Consider the following 24838-nt stretch of genomic DNA (forward strand, 5'->3'; position numbering starts at 1 on the left):
ACTCTGACACTAAAGGAAAGTAACATTAGGGCAATTTTACTGCCCGGTGCAGTGAATTTCAGTTAACGGTTTCAAACAACAGGTAATCAGAATGAAAAGAGCAGTGGTGGTTTTTAGCGGCGGACAAGACTCAACAACCTGTCTGATTCAGGCTCTGAAGCAATATGACGAAGTCCACTGCGTCACATTCGATTATGGTCAGCGCCATCGTGCTGAAATTGAAATCGCGCAGAAATTATCCGTAGAACTGGGTGCCCGTGCGCACAAGGTTCTTGACGTTGGCTTGTTAAACGAACTGGCCGTCAGCAGCCTGACCCGCGATAACATTCCGGTGCCTAACTTCGGTGATGAAAATGACGGCGGACTGCCAAGCACTTTTGTTCCCGGTCGTAATATCTTATTCCTGACGCTGGCGGCGATTTACGCTTATCAGATCCAGGCAGAAGCGGTGATCACCGGAGTCTGTGAAACGGACTTCTCCGGTTATCCGGATTGCCGCGATGAGTTTGTGAAATCACTGAACACGGCTGTTTCACTGGGTCTTGCGCGGGATGTCCGTTTTGAAACGCCGCTGATGTGGCTGAACAAAGCGGAAACCTGGGCGCTGGCAGATTATTATCAGCAACTGGATCTGGTTCGCCATAAAACGCTGACCTGCTACAACGGCATTGCCGGTGATGGTTGTGGCGAATGTGCAGCCTGCCATTTGCGCGCCAACGGTTTGCAGCAATTCCAGCAGGATAAAGCGGGCGTGATGAACAGCCTGAAGCAGAAAACCGGTCTGCGTTAATTCAGCGAAGTCCGAGGCAAAGCGGGTGGATATCAGACCACCCGTTTCTGATTTATCAATATGTATAATCAGCATTTATATCAGTACGTAGCCAGATCAGTCGTTTTCCAGTTCCAGCTCTCGCAATCGCTCCAGTAACTCACCTTCCAGCGGCAACGCTTTTTGCGTTCGCAAATCGATACAGACAAACGTCAGCGTCGCATCGGCAACCACTTCGCCCTCACAGGTCACCACCTGTTCCAGCACACCGCTGCGTCCGTTTAATTGCTGCAAACTGCTGTCAATGCGCAACACATCGCCGAGCACTGCCGGTTTGCGATAATTGATATTGATATTCACCACGATGAACGCAATTTTGTTCTCGCTCATCCACTGGAAACCCGACTGATTATCGAGCCATTCCCAGCGGGCAGTCTCCAGGAATTCCAGATAGCGCGCATTGTTGACGTGCTGATAGACGTCGATATGAAAACCGCGAACTTTAATAAAGGTATGCATAGTGGTTAAAAAACTCCTGATAATCGTCTGAGGCATACAACCAAACTGGTCAGATGTCTTTAGAGATTAGCAGAAGAAAACGGCGGCAACCGTTAAGGGTTTACCGCCGAGACATCCGTCACAATTTCAGACGGTCCTTGTTACGTTCAAACAATGCAGCACCAATTCCCGGTACTTCGCGCAGTTGTTCCACATCGGTAAATTGCCCCAATTCTTCGCGATAGCTGATGATGGCCTGCGCCTTCTTCATCCCTACCCCGTTCATCACTTTGGCAAACTCCTCTGCTGTCGCAGTGTTGATGTTGACGGTACTTTCATCTGTAACCGCAACCTGCTCCTTTTTCACTTGCGGGCCTGAGACTTTACCCGCAGCGGTGACCGGTGCAGCCGTGGTGGTTGCCACAGGGCTGGTGGCATTCGGTGCCGCGTGTAGCATAACGGGCAGAGTAGAAAGTCCCAGTGCCAGAGCTAAGGAAAGTGATGTAGTGCCTAATTTTTTCATGCTGTATCCTCCATGTGTTTGACAGCACGGAGAGATTGCATCAGGAAGAAAAAGCGAACAACGGGCAAGTTTCAAATATGGAAAAGGCCGCGAAAGCGGCCTTTGTTTGTTGCAACGCGTTGCAAATCTTTGCGGCGTTTACTGGTTTTGTGCAGCTGAACCGTATTTGATTTTCGCTTCCTGACGCAGGTTAGTCAGCAAGGCATCAAAGGTCACGTTCGAGGAGGTTTGTTGCATCTCCTGATTGAAACGTGCGGTATCCGTTTCAGGAACGACACCCGGCGTCACAGAATTTAGTTTAACCAGTACGCTGTTGCCCTTATTGTCCTGAGTCAGACCATAAACCGGCTGGCCTTTCTGAGGCTGTGGCAATGCGTAGACGTTAGATTCAAACGCAGAAGGCTGCTGGCTGCGCTGGACTTTCTGAGAAGCACCAAAGCTCAGACCTGCCGCTTTCATCGCGTCATCGCCTTTGCCGTCTTTCAGAGCGGTCAGCAGTTTCTCGCCATCCATCCGTGCCTGATCTTGTGCTTTCTGGCGTTTAACCAGCGTCGTCACCTGATCTTTCACTTCAGCAAAAGGTTTTACGCCTTCGGCTTTATGCGCTTCAACACGAACTACAAAGGCGCGATCACCATCCACAGTAATGATATCGGAGTTACTGCCCGGAGAACCGTCCTGACCAATCAGACCGCCATCAAAAATCGCCTGTACGACAGGTTTGAAATTGATGCCAGCAGGGATTTGGTTTTGGGTAAACCAGTCGGTATGTACCGCTTTAGTCCCTGCAACTTCTTCGGCTGAAGCCAGAGATTCATTGTCATTGGTTGCTGCTTCGCTGACTTTCTGTTGCAGCGCGTAGTAAGCATCCAGTGATTTTTCCTGCTTAAGCTTGTCAGTGATGGTGTTGCGGACAGTCGCTAACGGTTTAACCTGTTCAGGCGTTACGTCATCAAGACGCAGGATGAAGAAACCGCTGTCAGATTTAATCACGCCGGACACCTGACCTTTGGTCGTTAGTTTCGCGTTCTTAAATTCTGGCAATGTCGTTTCTGGTTCCATCCAGCCCAAATCACCACCCTGTTTAGCGCTCAGGGCATCGGTAGATTTAGTCTTAGCCAGTTCGGCAAAGTCAGTGCCTTTCTTAAGCTCTGCGGCAACCGCATCGGCATCAGCCTGTGATTTCAGGACAATGACGCTGTAACGGCGGCGTTCAGGCTGACCAAACTCACTTTTGTGCTGGTCGTAATAGGCGCTGATATCAGCATCTGTCACGTCAGTTTTGCCCTGCATTGCCGCTGCATCCATCTCGATGTAGCTGACTTTTACCTGCTCAGGGGAGATAAAGCTGTTTTTATTCTGGTCGTAGAAGGCTTGCAACTCTGCGTCTGTAATCTGCTGTTTAGCAGCCAGTGCATCAGTATCCAGAGTGGCGGTTTGTACATCACGAACCTGCAGAAGCAGTTCAGCCATTGATTTGCTTTCTACCGGCAAAACAAAATCAGATTGACCGTAAGCCTGCTCAAGCTGCTGACTGATGAGCTGCTGTTTCATCAGCTGCGCAAAGTTATCCGCGCTGTATCCCATGCTCTGGATGCTTTGCAGATATTTGGCGTTATCGAAACGGCCATCAGTCTGGAATTGTGGGGTCGCAAAAATCGCGTCTTTGATCTGCTGATCGCTGACGGTAATACCCAATTTTTTGGAATACTGATCCAGTAAAGTGACGTCAATGAGATTGCTCAGGGATTCCTGACGCAGTTGCTGCATGTAACCATCACTGCCCGCCAGCTGAGAGAACTGATCGCCAAGTTGCTGCTGCAACCTGTTACGCTGGTTCTGCACTGCCTGCTCTAACTGAGCCCGACCGATTTCCTGACCATTCACTTTCGCTGCATAGTCGCCTGAACCGCCGACCAGGTAGTTGCCCACCCCTGTCAAAATAAAGGACAGAATAATCAGGGCCAGAATGATTTTGAGCACGACGTTATTAGAAGCCGCGCGTAAATTGTCCATCATAGTGAGGCAACACTCCGCTGTAATAAAAAAAGCGCACCGTTTTCGATGCGCCTTGTATCTTACCTTACCAGCCCGATGACGTCAGGTTATTGTTTAACAACCAGACCTGTGTGAAAAAGCATCAGTGATGCGCCTCACGCGGTTGTAACGTCAGCTTGCAGGTAATTAGCCGTTAACGGCATCTTTCAGCGCTTTACCTGCACGGAAGCCAGGTACTTTAGCTGCTGCAATGCTGATTTCTTTACCGGTCTGTGGGTTACGACCAGTACGTGCTGAACGTTCACGCACGGAGAAAGTACCGAAACCTACCAGAGCTACTTCATCCCCAGCTTTCAGGGTGTCAGTGACAGATGCAAGAACAGCATCTAAAACACGTCCCGCTGCGGCTTTAGAAATATCAGCACCGGCAGCAATTTTGTCGATCAATTGTGACTTATTCACTCTTATCATCCCCTCTTAAATTTCGTTCATCACGCCGCATTTTCCCTGCAGACGTGACCGCGCTGCTGTTATATCAATCTTGTCAGAGCGATGCAAGCGACTGAAAGCAGCCTGAATCCTTCTGACCGTTGACTAACTTAACGGCACAAAAAAAAGCTGGCAAGTGAGATTTCACCTGCCAGCCTGAGTTTTATTCAACTGTGTAAGCTGATGTCACTATTTTGCTGCCACCGGCAATGCGCCGTAAGCCGGATTTTGCAGTGCAATGTTCAGAACATCATCAATGCGTTTTACCGGGTGGATCTCAAGATCTGCCAGCACGTTTGCCGGAATTTCTTCCAGATCACGTTTGTTGTCGTCCGGGATCAGAACCACTTTGATGCCACCACGATGGGCTGCCAGCAGTTTTTCTTTCAGACCACCAATGGGCAGAACCAGACCACGCAGAGTGATTTCGCCTGTCATCGCCACATCCGCACGAACCGGGTTACCGGTCAGACAAGACACCAGCGCGGTACACATTGCGATACCGGCACTCGGACCATCTTTCGGCGTAGCCCCTTCTGGGACGTGAACGTGAATATCACGTTTTTCGTAGAAGTCAGGGTTGATACCCAGTTTGTCAGCACGCGCACGGACAACGGTCAGCGCCGCCTGAATGGATTCCTGCATCACTTCACCCAGAGAACCGGTGTAAGTCAGCTTACCTTTGCCCGGTACGCAGGCCGTTTCGATGGTCAGCAGTTCGCCGCCCACTTCGGTCCACGCCAGACCCGTTACCTGGCCCACACGGTTTTCAGTGTCCGCACGGCCATAATCGACCTTCTGCACGCCGAGGAAATCTTTCAGGTTATCGCCGTTGATCTCAATGTGCTTGATGGATTTATCCATCAGCAATTGTTTAACCGCTTTTCGGCAAAGTTTAGACAACTCACGTTCTAAACTACGCACACCCGCTTCACGGGTATAGAAACGGATAATGCCGATAATCGCGCTGTCATCAACAGTCAGTTCGTTCTTCTTAAGCGCGTTACGTTCAAGTTGCTTGGGCAGTAAATGCTGTTTGGCGATGTTCAGTTTTTCATCTTCGGTATAACCGGAAAGACGGATCACTTCCATACGGTCAAGCAGCGGAGCCGGGATGTTCATCGAGTTCGAGGTCGCTACGAACATCACATCTGACAGGTCGTAATCGACTTCCAGATAATGATCGTTAAACGCCACGTTCTGTTCCGGATCCAACACTTCCAGCAGAGCAGAAGCCGGATCACCGCGCATGTCCGATGACATCTTGTCGATTTCATCGAGCAGGAACAGCGGGTTTTTTACCCCGACTTTCGCCATTTTCTGGATCAGTTTACCCGGCATAGAACCGATATAGGTACGACGGTGACCACGGATTTCCGCTTCATCACGTACCCCACCCAGCGCCATACGGACATACTCACGTCCTGTAGCACGCGCAATGGACTGGCCCAGTGAGGTTTTACCCACACCCGGAGGCCCGACCAGGCAAAGGATTGGCCCTTTGATTTTGCTGACGCGCGTCTGCACTGCAAGATACTCAAGGATGCGATCTTTAACCCGCTCGAGGCCAAAGTGATCGGTATCCAGAACTTCCTGTGCTTTGCGCAGGTCTTTTTTCACTTTGCTGCGGGCATTCCACGGCACCTGAAGCATCCAGTCGATATATCCACGGACAACCGTGGCTTCGGCGGACATCGGTGACATCATTTTCAGCTTTTGCAGCTCAGCTTCAGTTTTTTCACGCGCATCTTTCGGCATTTTGGCCGCTTCGATTTTGCGTTTCAGCGCCTCATGCTCGTCAGGCGTGTCGTCCATTTCGCCAAGTTCTTTCTGAATCGCTTTCATTTGCTCGTTCAGATAGTACTCGCGCTGGCTTTTTTCCATCTGTTTTTTGACACGATTACGGATACGTTTCTCAACCTGTAACAGGTCGATTTCCGATTCCATCATCGCCATCAGATATTCCAGACGCTCGGTGATATCAAACATTTCCAGCACGGATTGTTTGTCAGCGAGTTTCAATGGCATATGTGCGGCGATGGTGTCAGCCAGACGTGCAGCATCTTCAATGCTGTTCAATGACGTCAGCACTTCCGGCGGGATCTTTTTGTTCAGCTTGATGTAACCTTCAAACTGATTGATCGCGGTGCGCACCAGAACTTCCTGCTCGCGTTCATCCACGGCCGGAGATTCCAGATATTCCGCCTGGGCAGCAAAATGCTCGCCACTGTCAGAAAGTGTCGTAATACGCGCGCGTTGTAACCCTTCCACCAGCACTTTAACCGTGCCGTCCGGGAGCTTCAGCATTTGTAATATTGAGGCAACCGTACCCACGGAGAAGAGATCATTAACGCCCGGCTCATCTGTTGAGGCTTCTTTCTGCGCCACCAGCATGATTTTTTTGTCGTGATCCATCGCGGCTTCGAGGCACCGAATCGATTTTTCCCTGCCAACAAACAACGGGATCACCATGTGCGGATAAACCACCACATCGCGCAAAGGCAATACGGGGATTTCTATGCGTTCAGAACGCTCAGGGTTCATAGAGCTCTCTCTTAGTTTAGCTTCCGCCAGGTTAAGGAAATCTCGTGAAACACGAGTCAGACGGGTTTCAGCAAGTCGTTAACTGAGTATATGGGGATGAATGTCCGACATTCAACGATAAGAATGTGCGAAAAAAAAATGGGGGACAAAATCCCCCATTTCATGGCTAACTCTCTGGATAGATTGGCTAATTATTCGCCAGATGCCTGTTGCGCTTCTGGTTTGCCATAAATCATCAGAGGTTCTGACTGGCCCGCAATCACGGACTCATCAATCACCACTTTCTCGACATCTTCGAGAGACGGCAGATCATACATAGTATCCAGCAAGGCGGCTTCTACGATTGAACGCAGACCACGGGCACCGGTTTTACGGACCATGGCTTTTTTCGCAATCGCAACCAGCGCTTCATCACGGAATTCCAGTTCAACGCCTTCCAGATTGAACAATGCCTGGTATTGCTTAGTCAGGGCATTTTTCGGCTCTTTCAGAATCTGAATCAGGGCCTCTTCGTTCAGCTCGCTCAGGGTCGCTACCACTGGCAGACGGCCAATGAACTCAGGAATCAGACCAAATTTGATCAAATCTTCTGGTTCTGCCTGTGCCAGCAACTGACCTTCGGTTGCTTTCTGTTCTTTGCCTTTCACTTCTGCCCCAAAACCGATACCGGTGTTGGTGTTGATACGCTGACCAATCACTTTATCCAGACCGGCAAAGGCGCCGCCACAGATAAAGAGGATTTTCGAGGTATCAACCTGCAGGAATTCCTGCTGTGGATGCTTACGTCCGCCTTGCGGTGGAACGGCAGCCACGGTGCCTTCAATCAGTTTCAGCAGCGCCTGCTGAACACCTTCGCCTGACACGTCACGCGTGATGGACGGGTTATCAGATTTGCGGGAAATCTTATCGATTTCATCAATGTAAACAATACCGCGTTGCGCTTTCTGTACGTCGTAGTCACATTTCTGCAGCAATTTCTGGATAATATTTTCGACGTCTTCACCTACGTAACCGGCTTCGGTCAGCGTGGTGGCATCGGCCATAGTAAATGGCACATCCAGGAAGCGTGCCAGGGTTTCAGCCAGCAGCGTTTTACCGCTACCGGTCGGCCCGATCAGCAGAATGTTGCTCTTGCCTAATTCGATACCGTTGCTGGTATCGCCATTACGCAGGCGCTTGTAGTGGTTGTATACAGCCACAGCCAGCACTTTTTTCGCAGGTTCCTGACCGATAACATAATCATCAAGATGCTGACGAATTTCATGCGGCGTCGGTAATGCACTGCGTTCACGGTGTGGCGCGACTTCTTTGATCTCTTCGCGAATAATGTCATTACATAAATCGACACATTCATCGCAGATATACACTGACGGCCCGGCAATCAGCTTACGCACTTCATGCTGGCTTTTGCCGCAAAAAGAGCAGTACAGCAGCTTTCCTGAACCGTCTTTGCGCTTATCTGTCATCAGTAAACCTCTTCTCTAGTATCAGTCCCGCAGCGTAACAAGAACACCACGACACGACCATATTACACAACAGCCGCATGATTGGCTGATGTCTGTTCATTCCTGTTATGACTCATTACAGGCAGATTTTGCTTGATACAAAATCTGCCTTTGAGACGTCCGTATGAGTATAACTATAGACCATCAGCCCGGCAGAAATAAGCCGTCAGGCGCGATGGGTAAATACGGAATCCACTAATCCGTACTGTACAGCCTCATCAGCAGACAGGAAACGGTCACGCTCAGTGTCACGCTCTATTTCTTCAAGAGTTTTGCCCGTATGTTTCGCCATCAGCTCATTCATACGTGATTTTACTTTCAGAATTTCTTTCGCGTGGATCTCAATGTCCGTCGCCTGGCCCTGGAAACCGCCCAGTGGCTGGTGGATCATTACGCGTGAGTTTGGCAGACAGAAGCGTTTGCCTTCTGCGCCAGCGGTCAACAGGAATGCCCCCATTGAACACGCCTGCCCCATACAAATGGTGCTGACGTCCGGTTTGATGAACTGCATGGTGTCATAAATCGACATACCGGCAGTGATCACGCCACCCGGCGAGTTAATATAAAGGTAGATGTCCTTTTCCGGACTTTCTGCTTCCAGGAACAGCATCTGGGCAACAATCAGGTTAGCCATATGGTCTTCCACCTGACCGGTCAGGAAGATGATGCGTTCCTTAAGCAGACGGGAGAAGATGTCGTATGAACGTTCGCCCCGTGAAGTTTGCTCAACCACCATGGGTACCAACGCCATGTTTGGTGCAAATTGCTCTCTTTCACCACTGTATGACATAACCGTCTCCTAATAGATTCTGTTTGGCGCTCTTTAAACCGATTCTACTTGAGATAGGCACACATGACTATGCTCAAGCGGACAAGTCGCCATTTACACGCCTGACGGTCGTTATCAGTCAGATTTTAACTACAAATTTACCTGGGTTCGTTCTTATCAATTGGGGGATTTAGCCCCTTTTTTCAAGCCTGCAGGAATATTTCTTTTTCTCACGCCGTCCAAAACCCTGCAAAAGCCATTCTGGATGAGGTCTGAGTGAGGTTTCTACGTGGGCTGTGCCTTATAGTGATAAATATAGTGCAAAAACAACAGTCAAAAACAACAATATCCGATTTTAAACAAATAAAAAGCCCGCAGTAAAAACTGCGGGCTTAAGAAGCGAACCTGCTAACAGGTTCAGCAACGTGCAATAGACTTATGCAGGTTGAGTCTGGTTCATCAGCTCAGTAAAGGTAGTGGCTTTTTCAGTCACTTTCGCTTTAGACAACAAAGTTTCGACCGCTTGTTCTTCCAGCGCGACGTTACGCATGTTGTTCATCAGCTCTTTGTTTTTGCTGTAGAACTCAACAACTTCTTGTGGATCTTCGTACGCAGAAGCCATTTCTTCGATCAGCGCTTTAACGCGATCTTCGTCAGCTTTCAGTTCGTGCTGGCTGATGACTTCGCCCAGCAGCAGACCGACAACTACGCGACGTTTAGCTTGCTCTTCGAACAACTCACGTGGCAGTTCCAGCGCTTGTTTTTCGTTGCCGCCGAAACGTTGTGCAGCCTGACGACGCAGAACGTCTACTTCGCCGTCGATCAGTGCAGCTGGCACGTCGATTTCGTTAGCGCTGACCAGACCGTCGATTGCCTGAGTTTTGATGCGGTTACGAACAGCACCTTTCAGCTCGCGTTCCATGTTTTTACGCACTTCAGCACGCAGACCTTCAACAGAACCATCAGCCACGCCGAAACGTTTGATGAATTCTGGCGTCAGTTCTGGCAGTTCGCGCTCTTCAACTTTCTTCAGAGTGATCACGAACTTAGCTGCTTTACCTTTCAGGTTTTCAGCGTGGTAATCTTCCGGGAAGTTCACGTCGATAGTGAATTCTTCACCGGCTTTGTGACCGACCAGACCTTCTTCGAAGCCTGGGATCATGCGGCCCTGGCCCATAGCCAGTACGAAATCAGAGGCTTTGCCGCCTTCGAAATCTTCACCGTCGATAGAACCGGAGAAATCAACAGTTACGCGATCTTCAGCAGTGACTGCAGCGTCAGTTTCTTTCCAGTCAGCCTGTTGCTTACGCAGAGTTTCCAGCATGGTATCAACATCAGCGTCGTTAACTTCAACAACAGGTTTTTCAACTTCGATGTTTTCCAGATCTTTCAGCTCAACTTCCGGGTACACTTCGAATTCTACGGAGAAATTGAAGTCTTCACCTTGCTTGTACTCACCTGGGATATAGTTAGGTGCGCCAGCCGGATTGATTTTTTCTTTGATGATCGCATCAACGAAATTGCGTTGCATCAGATCACCCAGCACGTCCTGACGTACTGATGCGCCGTAACGCTGTTCGATGATGTGGCTTGGTACTTTGCCTTTACGGAAGCCGTCAATTCGTACTTTTTTAGAGACGTTGATCAGTTCACTGCTCACTGCTTTTTCAATGCTTTCAGCAGGAACAGTAATCGTTACGCGGCGCCCAAGGCCTTGAGTGGTTTCAACAGAAACTTGCATCTTGTTACCTCAAAAAAAAATCACAGTGCTCGGTCAACTCCAGAAGTCGTTCTCAAGATGAGAAGCAGCATCGAGTGCGCGAACTTACCTTGAAAACGACTTCTAAGAACCGGGACAGTTCTGTATCAGAACGTAGCCCTGTATTCGAGAGCGTCCGAAACCATTCCGGAAAAATTAGACGCGACATTATAGCGACGCAGACGCATTGAGTCGAGGACGGTATCTGTTACGCGGGAGGAAACTCACACGGGAATCGATCCTTCGAAAAAAGCGGTCTTTGCAAAGGCAGTTCGCCTTGCCGTCTGTCCGTCAGAAGAAAAACAAAAACGGCCCGCGGGCCGTTTCTTGAAATTCGTATCTACTAATACCGCATCTGATAAGGAAAGTTCCAGTCTTACCGTCTCAAACACCGATATTTATGCCTTTTGTGAATCAAATCGTGACGATCACGCCATTGTGCCCGCACCGCGACAAGGTGGAGAAGCAGGAACTGTATCCTGCAAACCTTCCCATTCTTTCAAGGTGTAGGTATGGAGTGCCAGTGCATGAACACTGCCGGCCAGCTCTTCCGTTAATCTTCCATAGATTGCACGATGACGCGCCAGGAAACGCTCGCCGATAAACTTATCGGACACCATCACGACTTTAAAATGGCTCTCGGAGCCTGCCGGGACATTATGACGATAACTTTCGTCAGTCACTTCCAGAAACGCAGGTTCGAATGCTTCAACTAATTTTGCTTCTATTTGCTCACGAATCATAGCAATCTCCTTACACCGCATCAGCTGAGAACTGCGTCTGTCTGGTACATCGGTCTCTCTATAATGATAGGCTGCTTTCAGGACTCTATGCATGCAAGAACAATAAATTTCTGCTGCAATTGATAAAAACGCCGCTCAGCCTGTCAAAGCTGATTCTGTCAAAGAATGTGGTACTTCGCCACGGGTGATAACACCCATCCGCGGCTTTACTGCGACTTTGCTTAAAAAAAGCGCAAAAAACACGTTTTCCGGATTTTTGGGACTTCCCCCGGAAAATGGCAATGTTATGATGTCGGCAAAATTTTGAGCACTATTCCCTTATTAATATTGAGAAAATACACATGCTAAAGAAAATTATTTTCCCTGTTCTAGCGATGCTGATGCTGGCCGGTTGCGCCACCAGCACTAACACGCTGGACGTTTCTCCGAAAATTGTTCTGCCTTCACAGGATCCTACCCTTCAGGGCATCACCATCAGCATCAACGGTGCTGACCAGCGTCAGGATCAGGCACTGGCGAAAGTTAACCGTGACGGTCAGCTGATTTCCCTGACGCCTTCCCGTGACCTGCGTTTCCTGTTACAGGAATCGCTGGAGAAACAAATGACTGCCCGTGGTTACATGGTCGGTGCTGACGGCGCGGTAGATCTGCAAATCGTCGTGAACAATCTGTATGCCGATGTTCAGGAAGGTAACCTGCGTTACAACATCACCACCAAAGCCGATATCTCTATCATCGCAACGGCTAAAAATGGCAGCAAGCAGGTGAAAAACTACCGCTCGACGTACAATGTTCAGGGCGCACTGTCTGCAACCAATGCGAAAATCACCAATGCGGTTAACACCACACTGGGCGATGTCATCAGCGACATGGCGTCAGACACCAGCATCAGTGACTTCATCAAAGCCAACGCGCGATAAGTTTCTGCTGTTAGAGTGAACACTTCTGCCCGGCGAGTCCGGGCAGAATGCTTTCTGAGGCAAGTGATTGCCTTTCCCGATAAGCATCCCTTCCTTTATTATGCGTATGCGTCACTCTCTCACCGGTTCGCAGGAACAGAATTTTAATGAAAGGTCAGTACTTCAAGATTTTCACGCAGCGTAATACCGTCATTTTACTGCTTCTGGGCTTTGCTTCCGGTTTACCGCTAGCGCTGACCTCCGGCACGTTGCAGGCGTGGATGACGGTGGAAAACGTTGATCTGAAAACGATCGGGATTTTCTCGCTGGTCGGCCAGGCTTACGTTTTCAAATTCCTCTGGTCACCGATGATGGATCGCTACACGCCTTCTTTCCTCGGGCGCAGACGTGGCTGGCTGATACTGACCCAACTTCTTCTGGTGGCGGCGATTTTCGCGATGGGATTTATGGATCCCTCGAAAGATTTATTCTGGCTGGCGTCACTGGCGGTATTGATTGCCTTCGCTTCGGCGTCTCAGGACATCGTGTTCGACGCCTATAAAACCGATTTGTTACCCCCGGAAGAGCGCGGGAACGGCGCCGCGGTTTCCGTACTTGGCTACCGGCTGGCGATGCTGGTCTCCGGCGGGCTGGCATTATGGTTGGCAGATCGCTATCTCGGCTGGCAGCACATGTACTGGCTGATGGCGGGTCTGATGCTGGCAGGCGTTGTTGCCACCCTGCTGTCGCCGGAGCCTGAGAACTCGCAACCGGCACCGCGCACTCTTGAAATGGCGGTCGTCGCGCCGCTGAAAGACTTTTTTGGCCGTAACAACGCCTGGCTGATTTTGCTGCTCATCGTGATGTACAAAATGGGCGATGCCTTCGCGGGAAGCCTGAGCACCACATTTTTGATACGTGGTGTCGGGTTTGACGCCGGTGAAGTCGGGCTGGTGAATAAAACACTTGGTCTGACCGCCACAATTTTCGGCGCACTGTTTGGCGGGATGCTGATGCAGCGCCTGAGCCTGTTCCGCGCGCTGATGCTGTTCGGGATTTTGCAGGCAGTATCAAATGCGGGTTACTGGATCCTTGCCGTTACAGATAAAGATTTAATCACCATGGGCACGGCGATTTTCTTTGAAAATCTGTGCGGGGGCATGGGAACCGCAGCCTTTGTCGCGCTGCTGATGACATTGTGCAACCGCTCATTTTCGGCCACCCAGTTTGCCCTGCTCTCAGCGCTTTCAGCCGTGGGGCGTGTGTATGTCGGCCCGATTGCCGGATGGTTTGTTGAAGCCTACGGCTGGCCGTGGTTTTATCTTTTCTCAATTGTGGCGGCCGTTCCCGGTCTGTTGCTGCTGGCTGTTTGCAGACAGACACTGGAATACACGCAAAATACTGACAGTTTCCTGCCACGCATTCACTTTGCGAAATCCTACCGCTGGGCGCTGCGTTGCCTGCTGACGGGGAGCGTGCTGCTGATCCTCTGGCTTGTCACACTGATTGCGGACAGTACCGGCTGGGCTTCGTGGCAAGGGCTGGCAACGATATTGCTGGAAACGGGTGCATTTATTTGCCTGACTGGTGTTATTTTAGGCAGCCTGCTCGACTTTTTATCTTTGCGCCGTACCGCACGTTCATGATTTAACGCCATTCATATGAAAATGAGTGGCGCATTTCATTTAACAACTGATCAATAAACATCACTCAATAATTTAAATTCAGAAAAAAGAATATTTCGCTGGATAATTTTTCTCGCTCGTTTTTTGTTGATTTTATTTCACTCGTTTTAAACATTAATTTAACATTAATTAAACCTATCGATCAGATATCGGCCGACAATAATAATCAGAAAATCTGTCACCCCTTGTTTTTCATCACTATAGAAAAAAATCCATACGCAACATATTGTTGCCCACTGTAAATTGTCACGATCCGTGACATGTGTGACTGCGTTAACATAAAGTGTCAACAGCGGCTTGACACTTGTTTAAGCGTGTTTACAGTCCTGCAACCTTCCCGTAAAATGCCCGCACACCTGAAGCGACAATAGAGCCCTAGTTATTGAGGTCGTTAGATGAGACTTAAGAAATACAATAAAAGTATTGGGATGTTGTCCTTATTTGCTTCCGCGTTATTGTTGAGCGGTTGCAATACGGCATTGATGGATCCCAAGGGAGCAATTGGACTCGAGCAGAGAACGCTGATTTTAACCGCTATCGGTTTAATGCTGATCGTTGTTATACCAGTTATTATCATGGCGTTTGCCTTTGCGTGGAAGTATCGTGCTTCCAACACAAAAGCAAAATACAGTCCTGATTGGTCCCACTCCAACAAAATTGAAGCCGTCGTCTGGACAGTTCCAATTATTATCATTGCCATCCTGGCAACGATTACCTGGAAAACCACCCACTCGCTTGATCCGTTCAAGCCTATCGTGTCTGACGAAAAACCGATGACGGTTGAAGTCGTTTCTCTGGACTGGAAATGGTTGTTCATTTATCCGGAACAGGGCATCGCCACCGTTAACGAACTCGTCATTCCTAAAGATGTGCCGGTTCAGTTCAAAGTCACTTCAGACTCTGTGATGAACTCGTTCTTTATTCCTCAGTTAGGCGGGCAGATTTATGCGATGGCCGGTATGCAGACTCAGTTGCACTTGATTGCAAATGAAGCCGGTACCTATAAGGGCATCTCAGCAAGCTTCAGCGGCCGCGGCTTCTCTGGCATGAAGTTCAACACGATTGCGACTCCAACCCGTGCCGATTTCGACACCTGGGTAGCGAAAGTGAAAAGCGCACCGAACCAGCTGGCAACCACTGATGACTTCAACAAACTGGCTGCACAGAGCATCGACAACCCGGTCGAATACTTCTCTGTTGCAAAACCTGGTTTGTTCAAAGAAATCATTGGCAAATACTCCATGCATGACATGAAGGCAGCGCCAGAAGGTCACACCATGCCAATGCCAGCCGGCAGTGACATGAAAGGCATGGATATGGGTGAACAGTCTCACGCAGCCGGAGCCGAGGAATAAACGATGTTCGGAAAATTAACGCTTGATTCGGTTCCGTACCATGAACCGATTATCATGGTCACAGTTGCCGCGATTATCATTGGTGGCCTGGCAGTAGTTGCCGGCATCACCTATTTCGGTAAGTGGAAGTATCTGTGGTCCGAGTGGCTGACGTCTGTCGACCACAAAAAATTAGGTATCATGTACATCATTCTGGCTTTCGTCATGCTTCTGCGTGGCTTTGCCGATGCCATCATGATGCGTAGCCAGCAGGTTCTTGCTTCTGCAGGTGAACCGGGCTTCCTGCCACCTCATCACTACGACCAAATCTTTACCGCGCACGGCGTCATCATGATCTTCTTCATGGCGATGCCTTTCGTAATCGGTCTGATGAACGTGGTTGTTCCTTTGCAAATCGGTGCGCGCGACGTTGCGTTCCCGTTCCTGAACAACGTGAGCTTCTGGTTTACCGCTGCTGCTGTCGTGCTTATCAACATCTCTCTGGGTGTTGGCGAGTTCGCACAAACCGGTTGGTTGGCCTATCCGCCTCTGTCAGGTAAGGAATACAGTCCGGGGGTCGGGGTAGATTATTGGATCTGGAGTCTCCAGATATCCGGTATTGGTACCTTGCTTACCGGTGTTAACTTCTTTGCGACCATCCTGAAGATGCGCGCTCCTGGTATGCCGCTGATGAAAATGCCGGTATTTACCTGGGCCGCACTGTGCACCAACGTGTTGATTATCGTGTCCTTCCCGATTCTGACCGTGACCATTGCACTGCTGACTTTAGACCGTTATCTGGGCACCCATTTCTTCACGAATGATATGGGCGGCAACATGATGATGTACATCAACCTGATTTGGGCCTGGGGCCATCCGGAAGTGTACATTTTGGTTCTGCCAGTATTTGGTGTGTTCTCGGAAGTTACCGCAACCTTCTCCAAAAAACGTCTGTTCGGTTACACCTCGCTGGTATGGGCAACCATCGCCATCACCGTGTTGTCGTTCGTCGTTTGGCTGCACCACTTCTTCACCATGGGTTCAGGCGCTAACGTCAATGCCTTCTTCGGCATCATGACGATGATCATTTCTATCCCGACAGGGGTAAAAATCTTCAACTGGCTGTTCACCATGTATCAGGGCCGTATCACGCTGAATGCTGCGATGCTGTGGACCGTTGGCTTCATCGTCACCTTCTCTGTGGGTGGTATGACCGGTGTTCTGCTGGCGGTTCCGGGTGCTGACTTCGTGCTGCACAACAGTCTGTTCCTGATAGCCCACTTCCATAACGTGATTATCGGTGGTGTGGTCTTCGGTTGCTTCGCTGGTCTGACTTACTGGTTCCCTAAATCCTTCGGCTTCACGCTGAACGAAAAATGGGGTGTGCGTTCATTCTGGTTCTGGATCATCGGCTTCTTCGTTGCGTTCATGCCACTGTATGCACTGGGCTTCATGGGTATGACCCGTCGTGTCAGCCAGAACATCGATCCTGAGTTCCACCCGCTGCTGGTTGTTGCGGCATGCGGTGCTGCGCTGATTGCTATTGGTATCCTCTGCCAGCTGATCATGATCTTCGTCTCTGTTCGCGACCGCGACCAGAACCGTGATCTGACCGGTGACCCGTGGGGTGCTCGTACTCTGGAGTGGTCAACCTCTTCTCCTCCTCCGTTCTATAACTTCGCTATCGTGCCGCAAATTCACGACCGTGATGAGTTCTGGGACATGAAAGAGAAAGGCACTGCTTACAAACAGCCTGCTAAATATGAACCGATTCATATGCCACGTAACAGCGGCGCCGGTTTCATCATCGCTATGCTGAGTCTGGTTTGTGGTTTCGCATTAATCTGGGATATCTGGTGGCTGGCAGCAGTGAGCTTCATTGCCCTGGCTGCTACCTGGATTGCGAAAAGCTTCGACGAAGATGTTGATTACTACGTGCCAGTTGAAGAAGTGGAACGTATTGAGAACCAACATTATGAACAAATCCGTAAAGCAGGTGTGAAACATGGCAACTGATACTCTGACTCACCACGATGAGGCCCATGCTGAACATGGGCACCACGACGCAGGTGCAACCAAAGTCTTCGGCTTCTGGATCTACCTGATGAGTGACTGCATCTTGTTTGCGAGCCTGTTCGCAACATATGCAGTACTGGTAAACGGGACCGCTGGCGGTCCCTCTGGTAAAGACATTTTTGAACTGCCGTTCGTGCTGGTAGAAACCTTCTGCCTGCTGTTCAGTAGTATCACTTACGGCTTTGCAATGCTGGCCATGAACAAGGGTAACAAAGCAGGCGTTAACGGCTGGTTGTTCCTGACATTCCTGTTCGGTTTAGGCTTCATCGGGATGGAACTCTATGAATTCCATCACCTGATTGCTGAAGGCTATGGCCCGCAGCGCAGTGGTTTCCTGTCTGGCTTCTTTGCGCTGGTCGCCACCCACGGTCTGCACGTGACCTGTGGTCTGATTTGGATCCTGACTATGATGGTTCAGGTTTCACGTCGCGGTCTGACTGAAGTCAACAAAACCCGTCTGATGTGTCTGAGCCTGTTCTGGCACTTCCTGGACGTGGTGTGGATCTGCGTGTTTACCGTTGTTTATCTGATGGGAGCGATGTAATGAGTCATTCTGCTACTTCCCATGGTGGCGCAAGCCACGGCAGCCTGAAGTCATACGCTATTGGCTTCATCTTGTCGGTTATCCTGACGGTGATCCCGTTTGCCATGGTCATGACCGACACGGCTTCACATTCACTGATCCTGGGTACCGTGGTTGCTTCCGCAATCATCCAGATCGTTGTCCATCTGGTGTTCTTCCTGCACATGAATACGTCGTCGGAAGAGCGCTGGAACCTGGTGGCACTTCTGTTCACCGCTGTGATTATCTTTATCGTCGTTGTGGGCTCATTGTGGATTATGTATAACCTCAACCTCAATATGATGGTCAGTTAAAGAGCCGAGCTGCACGTGATGATTAAGCAATACCTGCAAGTAACGAAACCAGGAATTATTTTCGGCAACTTAATTTCTGTCATCGGGGGATTCCTCCTTGCTGCCAAAGGCAGCATCGACTTCCCACTCTTTCTCGCCACTTTGGTGGGTGTTTCGCTGGTTGTCGCATCGGGTTGTGTATTTAACAACTTTATCGACCGCGACATCGACCGGATCATGGAAAGAACGAAGAACCGGGTCCTGGTGAAAGGGCTTATTCCGCCGAAAACAAGCCTGGTTTACGCGACCATTCTGGGTATTGCGGGCTTTGCGTTGTTGTATATCGGAGCAAATCCGCTGGCAATGTGGCTGGCAGTGATGGGCTTTGTGGTTTATGTCGGCGTTTACAGCCTGTACATGAAACGCAACTCGGTATACGGCACGTTGATCGGCAGCTTGTCTGGCGCAGCGCCACCGGTTATCGGTTACTGCGCCGTTTCAGGCCAGTTCGATACCGGTGCCCTGATCCTGCTTCTGATCTTCAGCCTGTGGCAGATGCCGCATTCGTACGCGATTGCCATCTTCCGCTTTAAAGATTATCAGGCAGCAGGCATCCCGGTTCTGCCAGTGGTGAAAGGCATCTCCGTCGCCAAGCATCATATTATCGTCTACATTCTGGCGTTTATGATTGCGACGCTGATGCTGACCCTGAGTGGTTACGCAGGTTATAAATACCTGGTTGTGGCCGCCGCTGTCAGTATCTGGTGGCTGGGCATGGCACTGAAAGGTTACAAAACGGAAAACGACGTGGTGTGGGCGAGAAAACTGTTTGGTTTCTCCATCATCACTATCATGTCGCTGAGCTTCATGATGTCGGTGGATTTTAATTCTGCACCGACATCGTTGCTGACCTACGTTTGGTAACATTCAATTTCAGTGTAACGCTCTGAAATCATAGCGAAAGGCCAGTAGCGATACTGGCCTTTTCTTTTGCTCTTTCAGTCAGGCGACTCCCGTAATATCTGTTAAAGATCCATCGTTTTACCCAGACCGGCTTAATCATTAAAATGTCGGATTGTTATATTGAGGTAGTAATGTGAACGATAACCAGATGACCCCGCAGGAAAGTCGGGCTACATGGGGACTAGGGACAGTATTTTCTTTGCGCATGCTTGGCATGTTCATGGTTCTGCCGGTGCTGACCACCTATGGTATGAAACTCTCCGGCGCCAGTGAAACTCTGATCGGCATCGCCATCGGTATTTACGGACTGGCACAGGCCGTTTTCCAGATCCCATTTGGACTGCTTTCTGACCGCGTTGGCCGCAAACCCCTGATCGTCTTTGGTCTGGTCATCTTCTGCATCGGCAGCATTGTGGCTGCTTCAACCGAATCTATCTGGGGCGTGATCATTGGTCGTGCCCTTCAAGGCTCAGGCGCGATTGCCGCTGCCGTCATGGCCCTGCTGTCTGACCTGACCCGGGAACAAAACCGTACCAAAGCGATGGCGTTTATCGGCATCAGCTTCGGCATTACCTTTGCGATTGCAATGGTTCTCGGCCCGATTATCACCCACGCCTGGGGGTTACACGCCCTGTTCTGGGCCATTGCGGGACTGACCATTCTCGGCATCATCATCACCGTTGCCGTAGTGCCCTCCCCTGCCACGCACATTCTTAACCGTGAATCGAGCATGGTGAAAGGCAGTTTCGGTAAAGTGCTGAGCAACGCCAAACTGCTGAAACTGAATTTCGGCATTATGTGCCTGCACGTTTTGCTGATGTCGAGCTTTGTGGTGTTACCGCAGGTCATGGAGCACGCAGGATTCCCGCCGAGTGAACACTGGCGCGTGTATCTGGTGACCATGCTGACCTCATTTGTTGCCGTCATTCCGGTGATTATCTATGCCGAGAAAAAGCGCCACATGAAACAAGTGTTCATGGGCTGCGTCGCGGTACTGCTGCTGGCGGAAATCGTGCTGTGGTCAGCCGGTCTGCATTTATGGGCGGTCATTGCAGGTATCCAGCTGTTCTTCCTCGCGTTCAACGTCATGGAAGCGATTCTGCCTTCGCTTATCAGCAAAGAATCACCGGCGGGCTATAAAGGCACCGCGATGGGACTTTACTCCACCAGCCAGTTCATCGGCGTGGCGATTGGCGGCAGCTTAGGCGGATATGTTTACGGACATGCCGGTGCCGGTGCGGTATTCCTGGTCTGTGCGGGTATTGCCGTTGTCTGGTTGCTGGTCAGTTCTACTATGACCGAACCGCCTTACGTCAGCAGCCTGCGCATTACGCTGTCGGAGCTGGCCGTAAAAGATTCCGCACTTCAGGCCCGCATCCTCGCGCAGCCTGGCGTGGCAGAAGCCGTGGTAGTACCGGAAGAATTCAGTGCCTACGTGAAAGTCGATACCAAACAAACCAACCGTAAAGCACTCGAACAACTGGTCAGCGTCGCCTGACGACCTGCAAATAAAAAATGCTGTGCCTGAAAACTGGCACAGCGTTTCATTTTTATCCCTACCGCGTGACACCCCTCACTTAAAAAACCTCAGTAATCATTATCCTCAGGAATTCCTTAACAAAAATTTTTGTCAGTGATGACGGCTTTCGGGCCTTTTGAGGATCTCATGAAAACATATGCTCTCGTTGGCACCGGCGGTCGCTCGGGTTTATACATTGAAGCGATCACCGGCAAATACCGCCACAACGCTAAATTTGTGGCCTTCTGTGATACAAACCAGACGCGAATGGATTACGCAAACCGCCAGCTTGAGCAGAGCGGCATACACCGGGTTTCGACCTGGAAAGCTGATGATTTCAATGCGATGCTCGACGAAACTAAACCAGACATCGTGATCGTCACCAGCATGGATCGCACGCATGACGATTACATCGTCCGCGCCCTGCACGCCGGTTGCGACGTCATCACTGAAAAGCCGATGACCATTGATGAACAGCGTGCGCTGCGTATTCTGGATGCCGTAGATGCCACCGGTTATCAGGTACGCGTGGCCTTTAACTATCGCTACGCGCCGCATCACAGCAAAATGCGTGAGTTGCTGATGCAAGAGACCATTGGCGAAGTACTTTCGGTCCATTTTGAGTGGCTGCTCAACACCGAACATGGCGCAGATTATTTCCGTCGCTGGCATCGTGAAAAGCGCAATTCCGGCGGCCTGCTGGTACACAAATCCACCCATCATTTCGACCTGATGAACTTCTGGCTGAACAGCACACCGGAGAAAGTTTATGCTCAGGGCGATCTGCGTTTTTACGGTAAAGAGAATGCTGAGAAACGCGGCGTCACTCACTTTTATCCGCGCGCACATGGCTATCCACAGGCACAGAACGATCCTTTTGCGCTACACATGGAAGACAATGCCCAGCTCAAAGCGCTGTATCTGGATGCCGAGCATGAGGATAACTATTTCCGGGACCAGAGCGTATTCAGTGATGGCATCAACATTGAAGATACGTTATCGGTGCTGGTGAAATACCAGAACAAAGTGCAGCTGACTTATTCGCTGAATGCGTATCTGCCGTGGGAAGGGCTGAACGTGGTGTTCAATGGCACCAAAGGCCGCATTGAAATGAAAATCGTTGAGATGTCTTACGTGAATGCCGGTGGCAAACGTGAAAACGAAGGCAGTATTGAGAAAGCAGAAATCATGGTTTACCCGTTATTTGCAGAACCCTGGAAAGCAGAATTCCTGCTGGGAGAAGGCGGTCACGGCGGTGGCGATAATGCCATGCTGGAAGACTTATTCGGCGAGCGTAAAGATGATCCGTTAAAACGTGCCGCCGATCACCGAGCAGGAGCGATGTCGATCCTCACCGGGATTGCCGGAAATCTCTCGATGCAGTACGACAAACCGGTTTACTTTAAAGACTTTGAACTGGTGAAAAGACTGCGCCAGCGCAAGTCACCGGTCATAAAAAAGGGACGCAATGCGTCCCAATCTTAATGGCAAAGAGCCAAGTAATATGAGCGGCAGGAAGGCGGCAAATGAAGGAACCCGATGAGCTTACTGGAGTATGTGATTCGGGTTACTGAATGCAGCCAACGCATTTGCAGTTCAAAGAACGACGGCTATTAATCTCTGAAGTTTTTGAACTGGAAGGGCTGTCCCAGATCACCTTTCTTAACCAGTGCCATAACGGCCTGCAAATCATCACGCGCTTTGCCGGTGACGCGCACTTCGTCGCCCTGCACCTGCGCCTGCACTTTGATTTTACTGTCTTTGATCAGTTTGACGATTTTCTTCGCCAGAGCGGATTCAATGCCAGAATGCAGTTTGGCGTCCACGCTGTAGGTTTTGCCGCTGTGCTCCATCTGCTCAGGAATTTCCAGCGCTCCGCCTTCAATGCCACGTTTGGCTAACTTCTCACGCAGAATATCGACCAGCTGATTGACCTGAAAATCAGATTCGCTGGCCACTTTGATACTCTCGTTTTTCTCGTTGAGATCGAAGCTGGCCGGAATGTTGCGGAAATCCCAGCGGGTTTGCAGTTCACGGCTGGCATTTTCCACGGCATTGCGCACTTCCTGCATGTCGATTTCGGAAACAATGTCAAAAGACGGCATAATCGCTTCTCCCTGTAGTTTTTGTATTGCACGTAATATGGCGTGCATAATACCGCCTTCAACCGTCGATGCCAAACAGCAGCAAAGCACTGAACATAAAATGGTCCGATGGTCAAAAAGTGCAGGTCGAAATGTGATGTACAGCACAAATGTCTATACTAATAAGATAACCGGACAGCAGAATATTCTTTCTACAGCTGGTTTAGCGGGCGTAATTCGCCCCACATCCCGGGAGGCACAATGAAAATAACAGTATTGGGTTGCGGTGCGCTGGGACAACTTTGGCTTTCAACCCTTTATCAGCAAGGCCATGACGTTCAGGGATGGATCCGTATTCCCCAGCCTTTCTGCGCCGTCAACGTCATCTCGCCGGAAGGCATCGCTTTTAACCGCAACATGCCGACCAACGATCCACAACATCTGGCGCAGAGCGAATTACTGCTGGTCACCCTGAAAGCATGGCAGGTTTCCGGCGCAGTGAGCACACTGATGCCGATGCTTAATGATAATTGCGCGATTTTGCTGCTGCATAACGGCATGGGCACGGTCGATGAATTACCGGCTAACCGGCTGGCGATTTTGCAGGGCGCGACGACCCATGCGGCACGCCATGAAGGCAATTCGATTGTCCATGTGGCGACGGGAGCGACACACATCGGGCCGGTGACGCCACGCGGAGCGGCGCTGAGCTCGCTGGCGGATACCCTGCATAATGCCTTACCGGATGTCGCCTGGCATGACAACATCAAGCCTTCGCTGTGGAATAAACTGGCGGTGAACTGCGTGATTAATCCGCTGACGGCGCTATATGATTGTACCAATGGCGATCTACTGGCGTATGCCGATCAGATTGAGCAAATCAGTCAGGAAGTCGCGCAGGTGATGGCGATTGAAGGCGTCGAAATTCACAGAGAATCGTTGCTCAGCTTCATCTATCAGGTGATTGAATCTACCTCAGCCAACCATTCGTCGATGTTGCAGGATATCCGCAACCAGCGTCATACCGAAATTGATTACATTACCGGCTATCTGCTGCGCCGCGGGCGTAAATTTGGTCTGACCCTGCCGGTTAACACCCGCTTATTTGAACAGATTAAGAGAAAGGAAAACGATTATGAGCGCGTCAGTTCTGGTCTGCCTGGCACCTGGTAGCGAAGAAATAGAAGCCGTCACCGCGATTGATTTGCTGGTGCGGGCGGGCATTAAGGTCACCACCGCCAGCGTGGCGGGCGACGGAAACCTGGAAATTCGCTGCTCGCGCGGCGTGCGCATTCTGGCAGACGTTGCGCTGGTAGATGTGGCAGATGATGATCATGACGTGATCGTGTTGCCTGGTGGTCTGGGTGGTGCAACCTGCTTTAGCGAAAGCCCGCTGCTGGTAGAAAAAGTCCGTCAGATGCACGTCAGTGGCAAAATTGTTGCTGCCATCTGCGCCGCACCCGCGCTGGTGCTGGAATACCACGATTTATTCCCGATCGGCAATATGACCGGTTTCCCGGGCTTAAAAGATAAAATCGATCCGAACAAATGGTCCGATCGTCGGGTGATTTTCGATCCACGCGTGAATCTGCTCACAAGCCAGGGGCCGGGTACGTCAATGGAATTCGCCCTGAAGATTATCGATCTGTTGCTGGGAAAAACCAAAGCCGCAGAGATTGCCGCGCAGCTGGTACTCGCACCGGGAATTTATAACTACACCGATGAAGGCGCACGCGAATCCTGAGCCATAAGATACTCAAAATAATTCGAGTAAATAAAAAGGGGCTCAGCATTGCTGAACCCCTTTATTTTGGTTAACGCTAAAA

At 50.3% G+C, this 24838-nt stretch carries 22 protein-coding genes; 12 read left to right on the forward strand and 10 right to left on the reverse strand.

The features are described 5' to 3' along the window. Nucleotides 1-91: 91 nt before the first annotated feature. On the forward strand, nucleotides 92-790 hold the full coding sequence (gene queC, locus J1784_RS24340) for a 7-cyano-7-deazaguanine synthase QueC (RefSeq protein ID WP_217151323.1): 699 nt from the start codon (nucleotides 92-94) through the stop codon (nucleotides 788-790). Nucleotides 791-886: 96 nt separating this feature from the next. Here the strand turns inward: queC and J1784_RS24345 are convergent, their stop codons facing one another. From J1784_RS24345 to bolA, 9 genes are all read right to left on the reverse strand, one after another. Next, on the reverse strand, nucleotides 887-1288 hold the full coding sequence (locus J1784_RS24345; protein WP_195823647.1) for a YbgC/FadM family acyl-CoA thioesterase: 402 nt from the start codon (nucleotides 1286-1288) through the stop codon (nucleotides 887-889). Nucleotides 1289-1406: 118 nt separating this feature from the next. Further along, nucleotides 1407-1790, reverse strand: coding sequence for a ComEA family DNA-binding protein (locus J1784_RS24350; RefSeq protein WP_217151324.1), 384 nt, complete (start codon nucleotides 1788-1790; stop codon nucleotides 1407-1409). Between the two features lie 138 nt (nucleotides 1791-1928). Then, entirely contained in the window at nucleotides 1929-3809 is a 1881-nt protein-coding gene (ppiD, locus tag J1784_RS24355; RefSeq protein ID WP_217151325.1) for a peptidylprolyl isomerase, read from the reverse strand. A 165-nt stretch (nucleotides 3810-3974) separates the two neighbouring features. Beyond that, the gene (hupB, locus tag J1784_RS24360) at nucleotides 3975-4250 is read right to left on the reverse strand and encodes a nucleoid-associated protein HU-beta (protein WP_013576637.1); all 276 of its coding nucleotides are present in this window, start codon (nucleotides 4248-4250) and stop codon (nucleotides 3975-3977) included. A 216-nt stretch (nucleotides 4251-4466) separates the two neighbouring features. Next, a complete protein-coding gene (gene lon / locus J1784_RS24365) occupies nucleotides 4467-6821 on the reverse strand; it encodes an endopeptidase La (protein WP_120506425.1) in 2355 nt (784 codons plus the stop codon). 191 nt (nucleotides 6822-7012) lie between these two features. Continuing rightward, the gene (gene clpX, locus J1784_RS24370) at nucleotides 7013-8287 is read right to left on the reverse strand and encodes an ATP-dependent protease ATP-binding subunit ClpX (RefSeq protein WP_112287508.1); all 1275 of its coding nucleotides are present in this window, start codon (nucleotides 8285-8287) and stop codon (nucleotides 7013-7015) included. 205 nt (nucleotides 8288-8492) lie between these two features. Next, entirely contained in the window at nucleotides 8493-9116 is a 624-nt protein-coding gene (gene clpP, locus J1784_RS24375) for an ATP-dependent Clp endopeptidase proteolytic subunit ClpP (RefSeq protein WP_056771081.1), read from the reverse strand. A gap of 415 nt (nucleotides 9117-9531) precedes the next feature. Next, nucleotides 9532-10836, reverse strand: a complete 1305-nt coding sequence (gene tig / locus J1784_RS24380; RefSeq protein ID WP_217151326.1) for a trigger factor — start codon at nucleotides 10834-10836, stop codon at nucleotides 9532-9534. Nucleotides 10837-11282: 446 nt separating this feature from the next. Beyond that, on the reverse strand, nucleotides 11283-11597 hold the full coding sequence (bolA, locus tag J1784_RS24385; protein WP_013576642.1) for a transcriptional regulator BolA: 315 nt from the start codon (nucleotides 11595-11597) through the stop codon (nucleotides 11283-11285). Nucleotides 11598-11938: 341 nt separating this feature from the next. Between bolA and J1784_RS24390 the strand changes: the two genes are divergently transcribed. The 9 genes from J1784_RS24390 (at nucleotide 11939) to J1784_RS24430 (ending at nucleotide 22413) form a co-directional block, all read left to right on the forward strand. Next, a complete protein-coding gene (locus tag J1784_RS24390; RefSeq protein WP_113876144.1) occupies nucleotides 11939-12517 on the forward strand; it encodes a lipoprotein in 579 nt (192 codons plus the stop codon). Between the two features lie 146 nt (nucleotides 12518-12663). After that, nucleotides 12664-14142 (forward strand): muropeptide MFS transporter AmpG, encoded by a 1479-nt coding sequence (ampG, locus tag J1784_RS24395; protein ID WP_217151327.1) that lies wholly within the window; start codon nucleotides 12664-12666, stop codon nucleotides 14140-14142. Nucleotides 14143-14576: 434 nt separating this feature from the next. After that, complete coding sequence (cyoA, locus tag J1784_RS24400) at nucleotides 14577-15536, forward strand: cytochrome o ubiquinol oxidase subunit II (protein WP_217151328.1); 960 nt, start codon at nucleotides 14577-14579, stop codon at nucleotides 15534-15536. Nucleotides 15537-15539: 3 nt separating this feature from the next. Continuing rightward, nucleotides 15540-17531 carry a cytochrome o ubiquinol oxidase subunit I gene (gene cyoB, locus J1784_RS24405; RefSeq protein WP_217151329.1) on the forward strand — a complete coding sequence of 664 codons (1992 nt, stop codon included), beginning with the start codon at nucleotides 15540-15542 and terminating at the stop codon, nucleotides 17529-17531. Then, nucleotides 17521-18135, forward strand: a complete 615-nt coding sequence (locus tag J1784_RS24410) for a cytochrome o ubiquinol oxidase subunit III (protein ID WP_101075483.1) — start codon at nucleotides 17521-17523, stop codon at nucleotides 18133-18135. Before cyoB ends, J1784_RS24410 begins: the two co-directional genes overlap by 11 nt. Then, nucleotides 18135-18467, forward strand: a complete 333-nt coding sequence (locus J1784_RS24415; protein WP_013576648.1) for a cytochrome o ubiquinol oxidase subunit IV — start codon at nucleotides 18135-18137, stop codon at nucleotides 18465-18467. The genes J1784_RS24410 and J1784_RS24415 overlap by 1 nt, the downstream gene beginning before the upstream one ends. Before the next feature lie 18 nt (nucleotides 18468-18485). Next, entirely contained in the window at nucleotides 18486-19370 is an 885-nt protein-coding gene (cyoE, locus tag J1784_RS24420) for a heme o synthase (RefSeq protein ID WP_112287502.1), read from the forward strand. 172 nt (nucleotides 19371-19542) lie between these two features. After that, nucleotides 19543-20907: an MFS transporter gene (locus tag J1784_RS24425; protein ID WP_217151330.1), complete on the forward strand. Its 1365-nt coding sequence runs from the start codon at nucleotides 19543-19545 to the stop codon at nucleotides 20905-20907. 168 nt (nucleotides 20908-21075) lie between these two features. Next, on the forward strand, nucleotides 21076-22413 hold the full coding sequence (locus J1784_RS24430; RefSeq protein WP_217151331.1) for a Gfo/Idh/MocA family protein: 1338 nt from the start codon (nucleotides 21076-21078) through the stop codon (nucleotides 22411-22413). Between the two features lie 128 nt (nucleotides 22414-22541). Here the strand turns inward: J1784_RS24430 and J1784_RS24435 are convergent, their stop codons facing one another. Next, complete coding sequence (locus J1784_RS24435) at nucleotides 22542-23033, reverse strand: YajQ family cyclic di-GMP-binding protein (protein WP_015698330.1); 492 nt, start codon at nucleotides 23031-23033, stop codon at nucleotides 22542-22544. Between the two features lie 240 nt (nucleotides 23034-23273). Between J1784_RS24435 and panE the strand changes: the two genes are divergently transcribed. Both panE and yajL read left to right on the forward strand, forming a co-directional pair. Next, nucleotides 23274-24185, forward strand: coding sequence for a 2-dehydropantoate 2-reductase (panE, locus tag J1784_RS24440; protein ID WP_217151332.1), 912 nt, complete (start codon nucleotides 23274-23276; stop codon nucleotides 24183-24185). Next, nucleotides 24148-24756: a protein deglycase YajL gene (gene yajL / locus J1784_RS24445; RefSeq protein ID WP_217151333.1), complete on the forward strand. Its 609-nt coding sequence runs from the start codon at nucleotides 24148-24150 to the stop codon at nucleotides 24754-24756. Before panE ends, yajL begins: the two co-directional genes overlap by 38 nt. Nucleotides 24757-24838 lie beyond the last annotated feature (82 nt).

The organism is Rahnella ecdela, from assembly GCF_019049625.1.
Classification (GTDB): Bacteria; Pseudomonadota; Gammaproteobacteria; order Enterobacterales; family Enterobacteriaceae; genus Rahnella; species Rahnella ecdela.